The organism is Microcystis sp. M31BS1, from assembly GCF_020245285.1.
In the GTDB taxonomy this organism is placed as follows: domain Bacteria; phylum Cyanobacteriota; class Cyanobacteriia; order Cyanobacteriales; family Microcystaceae; genus Microcystis; species Microcystis panniformis.
The window spans coordinates 1-14,960 of sequence record NZ_JADBVE010000269.1 but is presented as its reverse complement, the minus strand read 5'-3'; the positions used below and the strand labels follow the sequence as shown (position 1 = coordinate 14,960).

The 14,960-nt window shown below is 48.6% G+C and carries 8 protein-coding genes and 2 tRNA genes; 6 read left to right on the top strand and 4 right to left on the bottom strand.

All coding sequences use genetic code 11. The features are described 5' to 3' along the window. Positions 1 to 358 precede the first annotated feature (358 nt). Positions 359 to 694: a hypothetical protein gene (locus IM509_RS15730; protein ID WP_072923666.1), complete on the bottom strand. Its 336-nt coding sequence runs from the start codon at positions 692 to 694 to the stop codon at positions 359 to 361. Positions 695 to 870: 176 nt separating this feature from the next. Between IM509_RS15730 and IM509_RS15725 the strand changes: the two genes are divergently transcribed. From IM509_RS15725 to IM509_RS15700, 6 genes are all read left to right on the top strand, one after another. After that, entirely contained in the window at positions 871 to 2,472 is a 1,602-nt protein-coding gene (locus IM509_RS15725) for a 2-isopropylmalate synthase (protein ID WP_052278297.1), read from the top strand. Positions 2,473 to 3,174: 702 nt separating this feature from the next. Next, positions 3,175 to 4,425, top strand: coding sequence for an RNA polymerase sigma factor RpoD (rpoD, locus tag IM509_RS15720; protein ID WP_052278298.1), 1,251 nt, complete (start codon positions 3,175 to 3,177; stop codon positions 4,423 to 4,425). Positions 4,426 to 4,639: 214 nt separating this feature from the next. After that, complete coding sequence (rpsT, locus tag IM509_RS15715) at positions 4,640 to 4,933, top strand: 30S ribosomal protein S20 (protein WP_002786973.1); 294 nt, start codon at positions 4,640 to 4,642, stop codon at positions 4,931 to 4,933. A gap of 50 nt (positions 4,934 to 4,983) precedes the next feature. Further along, complete coding sequence (locus IM509_RS15710) at positions 4,984 to 5,763, top strand: TatD family hydrolase (RefSeq protein ID WP_052278299.1); 780 nt, start codon at positions 4,984 to 4,986, stop codon at positions 5,761 to 5,763. A 181-nt stretch (positions 5,764 to 5,944) separates the two neighbouring features. Then, positions 5,945 to 9,256 carry a DNA-directed RNA polymerase subunit beta gene (rpoB, locus tag IM509_RS15705; RefSeq protein WP_002758699.1) on the top strand — a complete coding sequence of 1,104 codons (3,312 nt, stop codon included), beginning with the start codon at positions 5,945 to 5,947 and terminating at the stop codon, positions 9,254 to 9,256. 216 nt (positions 9,257 to 9,472) lie between these two features. Next, positions 9,473 to 13,480 (top strand): DNA-directed RNA polymerase subunit beta', encoded by a 4,008-nt coding sequence (locus IM509_RS15700; protein WP_052278300.1) that lies wholly within the window; start codon positions 9,473 to 9,475, stop codon positions 13,478 to 13,480. A 189-nt stretch (positions 13,481 to 13,669) separates the two neighbouring features. Here the strand turns inward: IM509_RS15700 and IM509_RS15695 are convergent. The 3 genes from IM509_RS15695 to IM509_RS15685 form a co-directional block, all read right to left on the bottom strand. Then, a tRNA-Pro gene (locus IM509_RS15695) sits at positions 13,670 to 13,743 on the bottom strand. 40 nt (positions 13,744 to 13,783) lie between these two features. After that, positions 13,784 to 14,299 (bottom strand): GNAT family N-acetyltransferase, encoded by a 516-nt coding sequence (locus IM509_RS15690; protein ID WP_002736326.1) that lies wholly within the window; start codon positions 14,297 to 14,299, stop codon positions 13,784 to 13,786. A gap of 106 nt (positions 14,300 to 14,405) precedes the next feature. Beyond that, positions 14,406 to 14,490, bottom strand: a tRNA-Ser gene (locus IM509_RS15685). Positions 14,491 to 14,960 lie beyond the last annotated feature (470 nt).

Genomic DNA, 14,960 nt, shown 5'->3' with positions numbered 1-14,960 from the left:
TTATCAGTTATCAGTTATCAGTTATCAGTTATCAGTTATCAGTTATCAGTTATCAGTTATCAGTTATCAGTTATCAGTTATCAGTTATCAGTTATCAGTTATCAGTTATCAGTTAAGTAGTCATGCAAAATAAATTTCCTAGTGAAGACAGGCAAGAGGCAATAGGCAAGAGGCAAAAGCTTTATCGAAATGTGTAATTAATTTTGCTTAGGTACTTATCAGTTATCAGTTATCAGTTATCAGTTATCAGTTATCAGTTCACTGACTGATAACTCAAAAAAACATCCCTCTAGTCGTTTCCTAACAGTAGAGACTTGCCACTTCACCATTAAGAAACTGCTCTATCCAAACGAGAAACCTATTTAGATGGGAAAAACTTTTTCCCTTCTTCAAAGATTTTATTGATATCCTTGAGAGAAACTCGAAAAATCGCTAAAACTCCCGTAAAGACTAACAAAAAACCGATAAAACTATTTCGATCATAGAGAAATAAACCCACCAAAACGATAAAATAGGGAGAGAGAATTTTACTAATATTTTCAACTACAGTAACCACCTCTGGAGTAGGAGTCTCAACAAGATTAATATCAGTTTTATCCTGATCTGGTTCGAGATTTTGCTTAATTGAAAACATCACCTCCTGTAGGTCTTTGACCTCCGGTGGGTTCGGTTCCTTCGCTGGTTTGCCAAACATTGTTAACTACCTCGCCAATTTATCTATATCCTCTATGGTAGCCAAAAAGAGGGCAAGCCGGAAAAGCGCGAGCAAGTCGAGAAATTCTCAGGGCAATTTTCCTTAACAACCCCCTCGGCCTCGGCTGCTATAATCAGAGGAACAACTCCCAAGTTCGTTAACGGTACAAAAAAACTATGAATACCAGTCCAGACCGTGTGATTATCTTCGATACCACCCTTCGAGATGGGGAACAGTCCCCGGGTGCCGCTTTAAATGTGGATGAGAAGCTAACCATAGCGCGCGCACTGGCACGACTGGGAGTTGATGTCATTGAAGCAGGTTTTCCCCACGCTAGTCCGGGGGACTTTGAAGCTGTACAGAAAATTGCCGCCAGCGTCGGCAGCGAAGCTGATAGCCCGATTATTTGCGGATTAGCCCGGGCTACCCAAAAAGATATCAAATCTGCCGCCGATGCGCTCAGACCCGCCGCCAAGCCCAGAATTCACACCTTCCTAGCCACATCTGATATCCACCTCCAATACAAACTTAAGAAGACTCGTCAGGAAGTTCTTGACATTGTGCCAGAAATGGTGGCCTATGCTAAATCCTTCCTTAATGATGTGGAATTTTCCCCCGAAGATGCTGGCCGCAGCGATCCGGAATTCCTCTATCAAGTCCTCGAAAGAGCGATCGCCGCAGGAGCCACCACTGTTAATATTCCCGATACCGTCGGTTATACCACCCCTAGCGAATTTGGGGCTTTAATCCGTGGTATTAAGGAAAATGTCCCCAATATCGACCAAGCGATTATCTCCGTCCATGGTCACGATGACCTAGGGTTAGCGGTGGCTAATTTCCTCGAAGCAGTTAAAAATGGCGCTCGACAGTTGGAATGTACCATTAATGGTATCGGTGAGCGTGCCGGTAATGCTTCCCTAGAAGAATTGGTGATGGCCCTTCATGTGCGGCGCTCCTATTTTAATCCTTTCCTCGGTCGTTCCCCAGAATCCACGGAACCTTTAACCAAGATCAACACCAAGGAAATATATCGCACTTCTCGCCTAGTTTCTAATCTTACCGGCATGATTGTGCAACCGAATAAGGCGATCGTCGGTGCTAACGCTTTCGCACACGAGTCGGGAATCCATCAGGACGGGGTGTTAAAACATAAACTCACCTATGAGATTATGGACGCAGAATCGATCGGTTTAACTAATAATCAGATCGTTCTCGGTAAACTCTCTGGCCGCAACGCTTTTCGCTCTCGGTTACAGGAATTGGGTTTTGAGCTTTCGGAAACGGAACTTAATAACGCTTTTATCCAGTTTAAGGAAATGGCTGATCGCAAAAAGGAAATCACCGATCGCGATCTAGAAGCTATTGTTAACGATGAAATCGATACGGTTCCCGATCACTTTCGCCTCGAATTAGTACAAGTGTCCTGTGGCAATAACGCCAGACCCACGGCCACGGTAACAATTCGCACTCCCGACGGTAGCGAGTTATCCGATGCGGCCATTGGTACAGGGCCAGTGGATGCTCTCTGCAAAGCGATTGATCGAGTGGTGCAGATTCCGAACGAATTAATCTCTTTCTCGGTGCGAGAAGTTACCGAGGGAATCGATGCTTTAGGAGAAGTGACCATCCGTCTCCGTTACGAAGGACGCACCTATTCTGCTCGCGCAGCCGATACCGATATTATTGTCGCCTCCGCTCGTGCCTACGTCAGTGCCTTAAACCGTCTCCACGTCGCACTGCAGCAGAAGGAAAAAACCCCCGAAATGCTACAAGTCTAGATAGGGTGTTGGGGTGTTGGGGTGTTAGGGTGTTAGGGTGTTAGGGTTTTAGGGTTTTAGTTGAAATTCCCCCACTTCCCCACTTCCCCACTTCCCCACACCCCACACCCCCATCTCCCCATCTCCCAACACCCCACGGTGCTATTGGAGAAAATCTTAAATTTGTCTCGCAAATTTCTAAAATGTTGCTAAGTTAATATTATGAGCTTGCGCTCTAACAATTTTAATACAAGTGTATTAAAATTGGATGCGCGTAAAAGCAATGAGGGATGAAATTTATCCGTAAGAATCCGATCAAATTAAATACAATAGCTAAAGACTAAAGGAATTAGCCAAGGCAAATAGGGATGCCGTTCCTCTTGCCAATGGGAACGGTTAACCCACCCCATAATTCCTTGGATACTTAGCTATCTGGTCAACACCGCAGACAAACCGGCGATCGGATTTCAGTACTCCAGCCATTTACCCAATTTTTGCAGGAGCCAGATTATGAGTTGACCGAGCTAAAACAGCATTCCGTGTCGCTAAAATCGCATCGACACAAGGAAATTTAAGCAAAGTTCTTCTCCCATTTGTTGTAATTAAAGCTACAATCGGAAAAGTCTTTCCCCGTCTCGGATTTGAGACACAAATTTGTTCAGTATCACCTAGATTGAGATTCGATCTTCTAGTTTTGCACAGAAGGAGCAAGAGGAAAACGGCATGATGCAGGCCCACGATGTACTAACCCTTACCGAGCCGCCATTGGATTTAGATTTGATTGACCTAGACGAAGACTTCGATGATGAGGATATCGAGTTAGAGCTAGAAGAAACCAGCGATAGCAACGATGGCAAAAAAACCCGCCGCCTTGCCAGCGCTCGTCGTCGCGACGCCGCTAGAAAAAAACCCTATACAGAAGATTCGATTCGGATTTATCTGCAAGAGATCGGCAGGATTCGGTTATTGAGAGCGGAGGAGGAGATCGAATTAGCGAGAAAAATCGCCGACCTACTGAAATTAGAACGCATTCGCGAAGATTTTTGCCTCTATAGCGATGCTGAATGGGGAAAACAGGTTTTCTTGTTCGAGCGCATCGAGAAAATTATCGCCGAAAAATCGGAAAAAGAACCGAAATTATCGGATATTAAGGCTTATTTAGGTAAGACGGAGCTAATGGCTCCCATGCTGGAAGAATGGCTGGCGAAATCAAAGGAATACTTATCGGCCTTTAAGCGTCGTTTGTACCATGGTCGTCGCGCTAAGGAAAAAATGGTACAATCGAACCTGCGTTTAGTGGTTTCGATCGCCAAGAAATACATGAATCGCGGTCTTTCCTTCCAAGATTTAATTCAAGAAGGTTCCCTCGGTTTGATCCGCGCCGCCGAAAAATTCGACCACGAAAAGGGTTATAAATTCTCCACCTATGCCACTTGGTGGATTCGTCAAGCCATCACCCGGGCGATCGCAGATCAATCCCGCACCATTCGTCTTCCCGTCCACCTCTACGAAACCATCTCCCGGATCAAAAAAACCACCAAGATTCTTTCTCAGGAAATGCGTCGCAAACCCACCGAGGAAGAAATCGCCACCAAGATGGAGATGACCATCGAAAAACTGCGTTTTATTGCCAAATCTGCCCAATTACCGATTTCTCTAGAGACTCCCATCGGTAAAGAAGAAGATTCCCGTTTAGGAGACTTTATCGAAGCGGATGGGGAAACCCCAGAAGATGAAGTTTCTAAAAATTTATTACGCGAGGATTTAGAAAATGTCCTCGATACCCTTAGTCCTCGCGAACGCGATGTGCTGCGTCTGCGCTACGGTTTAGATGATGGCCGGATGAAAACACTCGAAGAAATCGGCCAGATTTTCAACGTCACTCGCGAGCGCATTCGTCAAATAGAAGCCAAGGCCCTGCGGAAACTGCGTCACCCTAACCGCAATAGTATCCTCAAAGAGTACATTCGTTAACTTGCCGCTCTTAAAAAACTAGAAACTGAGTCTCCTTGAGGCTCAGTTTTAGAGTCATTTACACTTCCCCATCGCTGGGAACCCAATCCTGAAAATATCTCTGGGATTGCCCCAACCTTGTCCAGAAAACTCTTGCAACAAATAGCACAAATCTGTTATCATGGTTTGTCTGTGTCCGGATTAACCATACCAGTATTGAGAACAAGAAACGACTGTGGCTAATACAAAGTCTGCACTCAAACGAGTCCAAATCTCCGAAAGAAATCGTCTACGCAACAAAGCGTACAAGTCAGCCGTAAGAACCCTGATCAAAAAATGTCTTGTCGCCGTCTCGTCCTACGGAGCTAACCCCAGCCCGGAAGGGTTAGAAAGCGCCCAACAAGCTCTATCAGAAGCTTACAGTAAAATCGATAAAGCCGTCAAGCGCAACGTCTTGCACCGGAACAACGGCGCCAGAAAAAAAGCCAGTTTAGCCAAAGCTTTGCAAAAAGTTAGCCAAGCTTCCTAAGAAACAATTAAGCTGTAATCAGGACAGACGCAACAAGCGATCGGGGGTCGATGCAATTAATAGATACGCACGTTCATTTGAACTTTGACGTTTTGCAAGCCGACTTGCCCGCTATCTCCGAACGTTGGCGAAGTGTGGGAGTCGTTCATCTGGTCCACTCCTGTGTCGAACCAGAAGAATTTGCGGCGATTAAAGCCATTGCTGATCAATTTGAGGAAATTTCCTTCGCCGTCGGTTTACATCCCCTAGATGCCCAAAAATGGCGAGATAATAGTGCCGATCAGATCGAATCCCTAGCCCGATCTGATCGGCGCGTCGTGGCGATCGGAGAAATGGGTTTAGACTTCTATAAAGCGGATAACCAAGAGCAGCAAAAACAGGTGTTTTGGACGCAACTAGAAATCGCCCATCGTCTCGATAAACCCGTGATTATCCATTGTCGAGATGCAGCCCCGGTCATGCGGGAGGAAATCAGCGCCTTTCGGCAACAAGTGGGCAAAATTCGCGGCGTGATGCACTGCTGGACTGGCAACCCCGAAGAAACTCAATGGTTTTTAGATTTGGGTTTTTACATCAGCTTTAGCGGCATTGTCACCTTCAAAAACAGTAAAACCGTGCAAGCTGCCGCCCAAATTGTCCCCAGCGATCGCATACTAATCGAAACCGATTGCCCCTTTCTCTCCCCCAATCCCCACCGCGGTAAACCCTGTGAACCCTCTTTCGTCTTCCATGTAGCCGAAACCGTCGCCCGTCTGCGCGGCTATCCGGTCGAAACCCTAGCCGAACAAACCACCCACAACGCCCGCCACTTATTTCAACTCCCCAGTTAAAAAACACAGTTTATTAGCACCGAGCAGGGAATGGGGAAATGGGGGAATTCAACTAAAACCCCAACACCCCAACACCCCAACACCCTAAAACCCTAAAAACCCAACACCCAACCCCTAAAAACCCCGATCTCCGAGAGCAATTCCCGACCGTCGCTATCGTGTCATCAGCCCTTGTAACCCTATGAACAATCTTACCTTTAATCTCTTACCCGACCTCATCGAAATCCAACACTCCAGTTTTCGGTGGTTTTTGGAAGAAGGACTAATCGAGGAACTGAATAGCTTTTCCCCCATCAGCGACTATACAGGTAAATTAGAACTACATTTCCTCGGCCAGGACTACAGACTCAAAGAACCGAAATACAACGTCGATGAAGCCAAACGACGCGATAGCACCTATTCCGTTCAGATGTACGTTCCCACCCGTCTAATCAACAAAGAAACGGGAGAAAACATCGAACAGGAAGTCTTTATCGGCGATTTACCCCTGATGACCGAACGGGGAACCTTTATCATTAACGGGGCTGAACGAGTCATCGTCAATCAGATCGTCCGTTCTCCCGGTGTTTACTACAAGGCCGAAATCGACAAAAATGGTCGCCGTACCTACTCCGCTTCCCTGATTCCCAACCGAGGAGCTTGGTTAAAATTTGAAACCGACAAAAACGGCTTAGTCTGGGTCAGAATCGACAAAACCCGCAAATTATCCGCCCAAGTTCTCCTGAAAGCGATCGGATTGAGCGATAACGAAATCTTTGACTCCCTACGCCATCCCGAATTCTACCAAAAAACCCTCGACAAAGAAGGCAATCCCACCGAAGAAGAGGCCCTGCTCGACCTGTACCGCAAACTACGCCCCGGGGAACCTCCCACCGTCACCGGCGGACAACAACTGCTCGAATCGCGCTTTTTTGACAATAAACGCTACGATCTCGGTCGCGTTGGTCGTTATAAACTCAACAAAAAACTACGCCTCAACGTCCCCGATAACCAGCGCGTTCTCACCACCACCGACATCTTATCGGCGATCGACTACCTAATTAACCTCGAATTTGACATCGGCAACACCGACGACATCGACCACCTCGGCAACCGTCGCGTCCGTTCCGTGGGTGAACTGCTCCAAAACCAAGTGCGAGTAGGTTTAAACCGCTTAGAAAGAATCATTCGGGAACGGATGACCGTCAGCGAATCCCAAAACCTCACCCCCGCTTCCCTAGTCAACCCGAAACCCCTAGTAGCGGCGATTAAAGAATTCTTTGGTTCCTCGCAACTCTCCCAGTTCATGGATCAAACCAACCCCCTAGCGGAATTGACCCATAAACGCCGCATTTCCGCCCTTGGCCCTGGCGGTCTCACCCGGGAACGGGCCGGTTTTGCCGTGCGCGACATTCACCCCTCCCACCACGGCCGCATTTGTCCGGTGGAAACCCCAGAAGGTCCCAACGCCGGCTTAATCGGTTCCCTGGCCACCTACGCCCGCGTCAACGACTACGGTTTTATTGAAACCCCCTGTTACGCGGTGGAAAATGGCCGAGTTCGCTACGATCTCCCCGTTAAATACCTCACCGCCGACGAAGAAGACGATCTCAGAGTCGCACCGGGAGACGTGGCCACCGATGAAAATGGTTATATCCTCGGCGAAACTATCCCAGTGCGCTATCGGCAGGAATTCTCCACCACCTCCCCCGAACAAGTGGACTACGTTTGTGTTTCCCCCGTCCAAATTGTCTCGGTGGCCACTTCCCTGATTCCCTTCCTTGAACACGACGACGCTAACCGCGCCCTCATGGGTTCTAATATGCAGCGACAAGCGGTTCCCCTGCTGCGTCCCGAACGTCCCCTTGTGGGTACCGGATTGGAAGCACAGGCCGCTCGCGACTCTGGTATGGTCATCGTTTCCCGTACCAATGGGGTCGTTTCCTACGTCGATGCTAACCGGATTCGCATCAAAGTGGCGGATGAAGACAAAGAGATTTTCGGTAAGAGCGAGATAGAGTACGAAATTCAGAAATATCAACGCTCTAACCAAGATACCTGCCTAAATCAGCGTCCTTTAGTCTATCAAGGGGAACAAGTTGTGCCAGGGCAGATCCTCGCCGATGGTTCCGCCACCGAAGGAGGAGAAATCGCCCTCGGCCAGAATATCCTCGTCGCCTATATGCCCTGGGAAGGCTATAACTACGAAGACGCGATTTTAATCAGCGAAAGACTGGTGGCACAAGACACCTACACCAGTATCCACATTGAAAAATACGAAATCGAAGCTCGTCAAACTAAACTCGGACCTGAGGAAATCACCAGGGAAATTCCCAACGTCGGTGAAGATGCCCTGCGAAACCTCGATGAACGAGGCATTATTCGCATCGGGGCCTGGGTAGAAGCCAGCGATATCCTCGTGGGGAAAGTCACCCCGAAAGGCGAATCAGACCAACCCCCCGAAGAAAAACTACTGCGGGCAATTTTCGGCGAAAAGGCCCGGGATGTACGGGATAACTCCCTGCGCGTCCCCAACGGCGAAAAAGGCCGGGTAGTGGATGTGCGGGTATTTACCCGCGAACAGGGAGATGAATTACCCCCCGGGGCCAATATGGTGGTACGGGTTTACGTTGCCCAAAAACGCAAAATCCAAGTGGGCGATAAAATGGCGGGTCGTCACGGCAATAAAGGGATTATTTCTCGGATTCTGCCCCTAGAAGATATGCCCTACCTCCCCGATGGTCGTCCCGTCGATATCGTTCTCAATCCCCTAGGGGTTCCCAGTCGCATGAACGTCGGTCAGGTGTTTGAATGTTTACTGGGTTGGGCTGGCGAAAATCTGGGCGTGCGCTTTAAGATTACTCCTTTTGACGAAATGTATGGGGAAGAAGCCAGCCGTTTAACCGTCCACGGATTGCTAGAAAACGCCTCGAAAAAACCTAATCGCGATTGGGTGTTCAAGGAAGAACACGCCGGCAAAGTCACCGTCTATGATGGTCGCACCGGCGAACCCTTTGACCGTCCCGTTACCGTCGGTATGGCCTATATGTTAAAACTGGTTCACCTAGTTGATGATAAAATTCACGCCCGTTCTACCGGTCCCTACTCCTTGGTTACTCAGCAACCCCTGGGCGGTAAAGCTCAACAGGGAGGCCAGCGCTTCGGAGAAATGGAAGTCTGGGCCCTGGAGGCCTACGGGGCAGCCTATACCTTGCAGGAATTGCTCACGGTGAAATCCGATGATATGCAAGGACGGAATGAGGCTTTAAATGCGATCGTAAAAGGCAAGCCGATTCCCCGCCCAGGTACGCCAGAATCCTTTAAGGTTTTGATGCGAGAATTGCAATCCCTCGGCCTCGATATCGCCGTTCACAAGGTGGAAAATGCCCCCGATGGTACTTCCCGCGATGTGGAGGTGGATCTGATGGTCGATGTCGGTCGTCGCGCCCCCTCTCGCCCCACCTACGAATCTTTAACCACGGAAGACTTTGAGGAAGAAGAATCGGAAGTGTAATTTCAGTGATCAGTAATCAGTAATCAGTTATCAGTGAGAAGTCAGGAGTCAGGAGACAGGAGACAGGAGAGAATTTTCCAGGAAAAAGCAAAAAAAAGGACAGTAAAGTAAAAATTTGCCTATTCCCCGTTCCCTATTTCCTGTTCCCTTTTCTAACTGATAGCTGAATGCTGATGGCTGATAGCTAATAGCTGTTTACTTGTTACTGGGATCGAGATGTTTTATAACCAAACTGTTGACAAAGGAAAACTGAAAAAACTGATCGCTTGGGCCTATCAAAACTACGGTTCGGCGCGCTGTTCACAAATGGCCGATGAATTGAAAAACCTCGGGTTTCGTTTCGCTACCAAAGCAGGGGTTTCCATTAGTGTGGATGATTTAACCGTACCGCCGGCTAAACGACAAATGATCGAAAGTGCCGAACAGGAAATCCGGCAAACCGAACAGCGTTATGTGCGCGGGGAAATCACCGAAGTGGAACGCTTCCAAAAAGTAATTGATACTTGGAATAGTACATCTGAATCGCTTAAAGATGAAGTAATTCGCAACTTCCAAGTGACCGATCCCCTCAACTCCGTCTATATGATGGCTTTCTCTGGAGCGCGGGGCAATATGAGCCAAGTGCGTCAGTTAGTGGGAATGCGGGGATTAATGGCTAATCCCCAGGGGGAAATTATTGACCTCCCGATTAAGACTAACTTCCGGGAAGGATTGACCGTTACCGAATACGTTATTTCCTCCTACGGGGCGCGCAAAGGTTTAGTTGATACCGCCCTACGGACGGCAGATTCCGGTTATCTGACCCGTCGTCTAGTGGATGTGTCCCAAGATGTCATCGTCCGCGAGGCAGATTGTGGCACCAATCGTTACATCGAATTAACTGCTATGACCGATGGCGATCGCGTGTTAATTCCCTTAAGCGATCGCCTATTAGGTCGTTCCTTGGCCGAAGATGTGGTGGTCAAGGGAGAAGTGATCGCCACCCGCAACCAGATTATCGATGATGAAACCGCCGAAAAACTGGGCAAACTGGTCGATAAAATCAAAGTCCGCAGCCCCTTAACCTGTGAAGCAGCCCGCTCAGTTTGCCAAACCTGTTACGGTTGGAGTCTGGCCCACGGTCATCCGGTGGATATGGGGGAAGCAGTGGGGATTATTGCAGCCCAATCGATCGGGGAACCGGGAACTCAGTTAACCATGCGTACCTTCCACACTGGGGGCGTATTTACCGGAGAAGTGGCCCGGCAAGTGCGGAGTCCCTTCGAGGGAAGCGTGCGTTTTCTGCCGGGGTTAAGTATCCGTAACGTGCGAACTCGCCACGGGGATGAACGGGACCAGGTGGAGGCACCGGGGGAAATTAAATTAACACCCAAGGATAAAACTAAAGAAACTGTCACCTACTCTTTGACTCCGGGATCACTGCTATTTGTCACCGATGGGGCAACGGTAAGCGAGGAACAGTTACTAGCGGAAATAACCTCCGATAAAGTCCAAAAATCCACGGAAAAAGCCACAAAAGACGTAACCAGTGACTTAGCCGGCGAGGTGCTATTCTCGCAATTAGTCCCAGAGGAAAAAACCGATCGCCAAGGCAATACCACCCGCATCGCCCAACGGGGGGGATTACTATGGATTCTCTCCGGAGAAGTGTATAACTTGCCAACCGGGGCTGAACCCGTGGTCAGTAACGGCGATCAAGTACAAGTGGGGGATGTTCTAGCGGAAACTAAGTTAGTATCCACTAACGGCGGTTTGGTGCGTTTAGCCCCCAATAGCCGGGAAATCGATATCGTCACCGCTTCCGTGTCTTTGGATCAGGCCGAAGTAAAAGTGGAAAGTAGCGCTGGTCGGGAACAATTTATTATTCATACGGTCGATGGTCAGCGCTTCCTGCTGAAAACCACTCCGGGGACAAAGGTACAGAATCATGCTATTGTCGCCGAGTTAATCGATGATCGCTATCAAACCCACACCGGCGGGATGATTAAATACGTCGATATCGAAGTCGCCAAAGGCAGCCGCAAACAGGGTTATGAAATCACCAAAGGCGGCACGATCCTCTGGATTCCCGAAGAAACCCACGAAGTCAATAAAGATATCTCCCTCTTACAGGTGGAAGATGGGCAGTATGTGGAAGCAGGGGAAGAAGTGGTTAAAGACATCTTCTGTAACTCTAGCGGTGTGGTGGAAGTGATCCAGAAAAATGACATCCTCCGGGAGATTATTGTGAAACCGGGGCTGTTATTTATGGATCTCGAACCAGAATCCTCCGGAATTGCCCAAGAACAGTTAATTTACCCGGGGACACAGTTGACTCCCGAAGTGACGATCGAGGAGTTACGGCAAGCGGAATGGGTGGAAACTAACGAGGGTTTAGGATTACTGCTGCGACCAGTACAGGAGTTCACCGTAGAAGACCAATCCACTTCTCCCACCCAAGGTTCCGCTAACCAAGAAGGAGGACGACATATCGAACTGCGATCGGTGCAGCGCATCTTCTTTAAAGACGGGGAAAGAGTTAAATCCGTCGAGGGTTGTCAACTGATCAGCACTCAATTAGTCCTAGAAATTTCTAGCGAAGAACCAGAATCGGTCTCCCATCTGACGGCCGATATCGAGTTAGAACCGATTGAGGACAGGGATTGTCAGCGTTTACAGTTAGTTATTCTCGAATCTCTGGTGCTGCGTCGGGATAGTGATAATGATCCTTTAGGCGGTAATATTCAGACTCGCGTTCTCGTCCAAGATGGCGATGAAATCCCACCGGGGGCAGTGGTGGCCCGGACTGAGATTCAGTGTAAGGAAGCTGGAGAAATTCGCGGGATTCGCAAGGGTAGCGAAGCGGTACGCCGTCTTTTAATTGTCAGTGACCGTGACGAGTTTATTCTCCCGTTCGCTGTTGCTCCCACCGTCAAAGCTGGGGATCTGGTAATCGCCGAAGCTGAGATCGCTGCCGGAGTTTTAGCCCCCAATTCCGGTCAAGTGCTGGCCGTTGACCAAACCACCACCGGCTATGAAATCCGTCTGCGTAAGGCCCGACCCTACCGAGTGTCGGCCGGGGCGATTCTGCACATCGATGAGGGAGATCTGGTTCAACGGGGCGATAATTTGGTGCTGTTGGTGTTTGAGCGCTCGAAAACTGGGGATATCATTCAAGGTTTACCCAGAATCGAAGAACTGCTCGAAGCCCGCAAACCGAAAGAGGCTTGTGTCTTAGCACGCAAACCGGGAGTTTGTCAAGTGGAGTACCAAGATTCTGAGATTGTCGATATTAAGGTGGTCGAGGATGACGGCACGATCAGTGAATATCCGCTTTTAGGCAGTCAAAACCCCCTGGTGAGCGATAATCAGCGTATCGATGCGGGTCAGGCGTTAACCGATGGTCAGGCTAATCCCCACGAGATTTTAGAGGTGTTCTTTAATTATTATGTGGATAGCTTGGGCAGTTACGAAGCGGCCTTAAAAGCCTTGGAAAAAACCCAGATGTTCCTCGTTGATCAGGTACAGTCGGTTTATCAATCCCAGGGGATCGATATTGCCGATAAACACATCGAAGTTATCGTGCGTCAGATGACCTCTAAGGTGCGGATCGATGACGGCGGCGATACCAGTATGTTGCCCGGGGAATTGTTGGAATTGCGACAGGTGGAGACGGTAAATGAAGCCATGTCAATCACCGGTGGGGCGGCGGCTAAATATACGCCCGTACTACTGGGAATCACCAAAGCTTCCTTGAATACCGATAGCTTTATCAGTGCCGCCTCCTTCCAAGAAACCACCCGCGTCCTCACGGAAGCGGCGATCGAAGGCAAGTCCGACTGGTTACGGGGTCTCAAGGAAAACGTGATTATCGGTCGTCTGATTCCGGCGGGTACTGGCTTTAATTCCCACGAAAACATGGCGGGGATCAGCGATTACACCCCCCCAGAGGAGGAATATAACTACAACAACAATCGTGGTTATTACGCTGCCCCCAGCAGTCCCAGTTTCCCTCCTCGTCCCGGTTTCGGCGATAGTAGTGACGATAGCGATATGATTCTTGACGATCAAACCGCTCGCGCCTACGCTGAGGGTGATGTGGTCGATTTAGAGGATGATGAAATGGCTTTCCTCTCCTCCCGCGGCAGCAGTCGCTTTAGTCGCCAACCCATCAGCGACAGCTGGTCAGAAGCCGATGAGGAAGGGGATGAGGACGATTTCGAGGGGGATTACGAAGAAGAATAATCGTCTGTAGATATCTTAAAAGGAGGAGTGGCCGGAAAAACCCTTGTTATTCTCCAAAAACCTCCTCCTTCTCTCCCCAAACTCCCTACTTTTCCCGCTAACTCACCAGAGTTTGGCAATAAAAAAAGGCAGCCTTTCTTGTCAACCGGAAAGGAGACAAAGTAAGGATTTGAAGAATTTTCTCTCCAGTCGGGATGACAGGATTTGAACCTGCGGCATCCTGCTCCCAAAGCAGGCGCGCTACCAAGCTGCGCTACATCCCGAAGTAAACTCTTTTTTTAGTATAGCCTAAGAGCCGCATTCTTAATCGGGATACCAAAACATCCCTTTGATACCTTCGGGATCGAGAACAAAACCGAGACGACGATAGAAATCCACCACCTGCGGATCGGCGAAAAGAGTTATATTACTGATGTCCTCACCCCGCAACTTCCTGATCATAAATTTCATTAATGCTTTACCAAAGCCTTTACTTTGATAGTGAGGATGAACAACCACATCCCAGACTGTAGCATTAAAAGCGTGATCGGAAGTGGCACGAGCAAAACCCACTAAACGACGGCGATTACCTCGCACTTCCCACATCGACACGACTAAAAAACTACATTCGATCGCCTTTTTAACTTTGCGTAAAGGACGACGGGCCCAACCTACCGAGTCACAAAGTTCTTCTAACTCATATAGGTCTAGCTCTCGATCGGTACTAAAAAACACTCGCGTCTGTCCGAGGTCATTCTGGGCAACCTCTACCAAGTCTCCCGAATAGTCAGGTGATGCAGTGACTTCCGAGCTATTAAACAATCTTTTCCAAAAAACCATGCCGGGGGGCTACTGCCTCAATATTATCCTTTTAGCCTAGTATATTTTATTTTCCCCTCTCTAAGAACAATCGGGCAACCGGAGTCCAAATTTGATTGGTTGAGTACGGAGAGGGTGGGATTTGAACCCACGAACCATTGCTGGTTACTCGATTTCAAGTCGAGCGCAATCGACCACTCTGCCACCTCTCCAAGGCAGTACAGGATTACATTCTATCATTAGAACTCTTGCATAAATCAAAAAATTTTCCGCAAATGCAGGGAAAAGGGTTGCATATTAGACCTCTTGCAGAAATCAAAAATCGTTGTTAGGGTTGAGAGTCAGTAGCCATTAGTCAGTAGTCAGGAGAATTAAGAATGAATAATAATCAATTAAATCGTCTATTTACATATTTTTAGCGTTGGCTGAATAAATCTGTTGGTGGAGTCAGGAGTCAGTAGCCGGTCGTCAGTAGCCGGTCGTCAGTAGCCGGTCGTCAGGAGTCAGGAGATAGGAGATTATTTTATTTATTCTCCCCACACCCGTTACAGTAGAGCAGGAAGTCGCCTTCCCACCCCCTGCTTCAAAACCGGACTTACGACTTTCGCCGTATCCGGCTCCTGAGTAACTAGGCTACTGTCATTAGTAGAATAATAATGGGAATTATTATTTCCTTGTCTAT